This is a genomic window from Bacillaceae bacterium S4-13-56 (genome assembly GCA_040191315.1).
Lineage (GTDB): Bacteria > Bacillota > Bacilli > Bacillales > JAWJLM01 > JAWJLM01.
On record JAWJLM010000154.1, the window covers coordinates 1 to 1919 of the forward strand.

The window sequence follows — 1919 nt, forward strand, 5'->3', positions numbered from 1 at the left end:
TAGCCTATGTAAGAATAGTTGGGGAGGTAACCATTTTCATTGATAAAAAGAAGGAGGATAAGCCCAATAGACTTTTCTAATGCTGAAAACGTGAGAGTAGGGTGTACAAAAAAAGAAGTCCACCTGTTGTAGTATCATTAGTTTCTTCATAACCTACCAGAAGCAAAGGCAATAATGATAATAACTGCAAATAACCAAACCCACCATTTTTTATAAAACGGTTTTTTGCCCTTTTCAACCATAGTCTAAACCCTTTATCTTTAATATGTAGATGCAAGCTTTTGATCACATTTTTAGCAAGTATCTCTCTAGTTGAGGTTATTATAAAAAAATTTATCTAAAAAAGAACCCTTGATATATCACGGGTTCTTAGCGATGATTCCGACTGGGCTCGAACCAGCGACCTCTACCCTGTCAAGGTAGCGTCGCTACGAAACCTATCATATCAATGGTTTATATGGGGGTTACACAGCAGTAACCACTACCGTTCTGTTAGTATTATAATAATAATAAAGTAGTCGCAGATAGTAGTCAAGTGGTTTGACCAATATCCAATGTTACTAACCTTTTTAACTATCTCCCCCTAAAATATCAACCTCAATTATAAATGCTCCTTTCCCAACACACGTTTACAAATTCGGATTAAATCTGACAATTCCCAGCAAAATCGTTTACATTGGGTAATTTATCCTATACCATTAAAATACAGATGAATACAGAAAGGGAGTACATATCGTATGAAGAAATTATTTTTTATTCTTTTAATTTTTGCAATAATATTGGTTGGATGTTCAGGTAAAGATAAGCCATCAGATGTACGTCAAGAAGTTTGGGATGATGGTATCCAGATGGCTATTGCAATTAACGAAGCAGTTGAAAATGAGGAATCCTCTCCAAATGGTGAAGTTGAAATCATAAACAAGTGGGAAGAAGAAGAACTCTCAGAGAAAGAAAAAGAAATAAAGAGTGCTATACTTGAATTAAGCATGGATGCAATAACTTTAGATATGTTATATTCCTTGGGACTAGGAGTAGAAGAAGAAGATAAAGAAGAATATTATGCATCCTATAAAGTAGTGGAAGAAATATTTGGTGAATCTAATTTATCAAGTAAGCATTTAGATGAAGAATTTGTCCAACATATGAAATCACTTGCTTCACAAGCAGATGAAGAAGAAGAACTGGCAGAATTAGAGGAACTAGAGAAAAAGAAAGAAGAATTTATATCCGAATCAGATATTGTTGTAACTGCCGAAGAAGTAGAATTTAATATGCCAAACAATCTCGATAAACAATTTTATTTAGAGGGTACAGTTGAACTATGTGATTATTATAATTACGGATTTACATATGAACAAGATTATTTTTGTGGAGAACTAACTCCGTTTGATGGTGGATATTCGGACTCATGGAACGTTTATTTTGATAGAGATTCTTTTGATGGTATATTTGGTCTACTGCTAGAAGATGGAAGTGTAGATTTACGAATGGCTGTTGAAATTCCAGAGTATATGTACGAAAAAGGGCAAGGTAAGATGGCATATGTTAAAAAGACAAGTGGATATTAACTCTTTAATATAAACAATTACATAATAGAAGTGCATTAGCACTTCTATTTTTTTAGTGTCTTTTCTTTTCACTACTGATTTTTCTCTTATCAGTGTACAGTGTACACAGTGTCATTAGAGGTGGTCGGTAGGGGAGAGGTGTGTTATTGAGTGTGAAATACAATCGCTCACAAGCAATCTGTGTGGCTCTGACAACTTTCTAATATTCTTTATTAACCTCTTCCGCTATAATAATTTTTGCTCAAATCTTAAGATTATCTTTAGGACAGAGTCCTTCTGGTCAAAGGGTAAAAATTTTCACTTATTTATTTTAATGAATATCCCTTTTGCTCAGAATAACTAGCCAAGAGA

At 33.7% G+C, this 1919-nt stretch carries 1 protein-coding gene; it reads left to right on the top strand.

Features of this window, described 5'->3' with window-relative positions:
- Nucleotides 1-737 precede the first annotated feature (737 nt).
- Nucleotides 738-1568 (top strand): hypothetical protein, encoded by an 831-nt coding sequence (locus RZN25_18285; protein ID MEQ6378752.1) that lies wholly within the window; start codon nt 738-740, stop codon nt 1566-1568.
- Nucleotides 1569-1919 lie beyond the last annotated feature (351 nt).

Coding starts and splice junctions, on each gene's coding strand:
- RZN25_18285 (MEQ6378752.1), top strand. CDS start 738: ATGAAGAAATTATTTTTTATTCTTTTAATTTTTGCAATAATATTGGTT.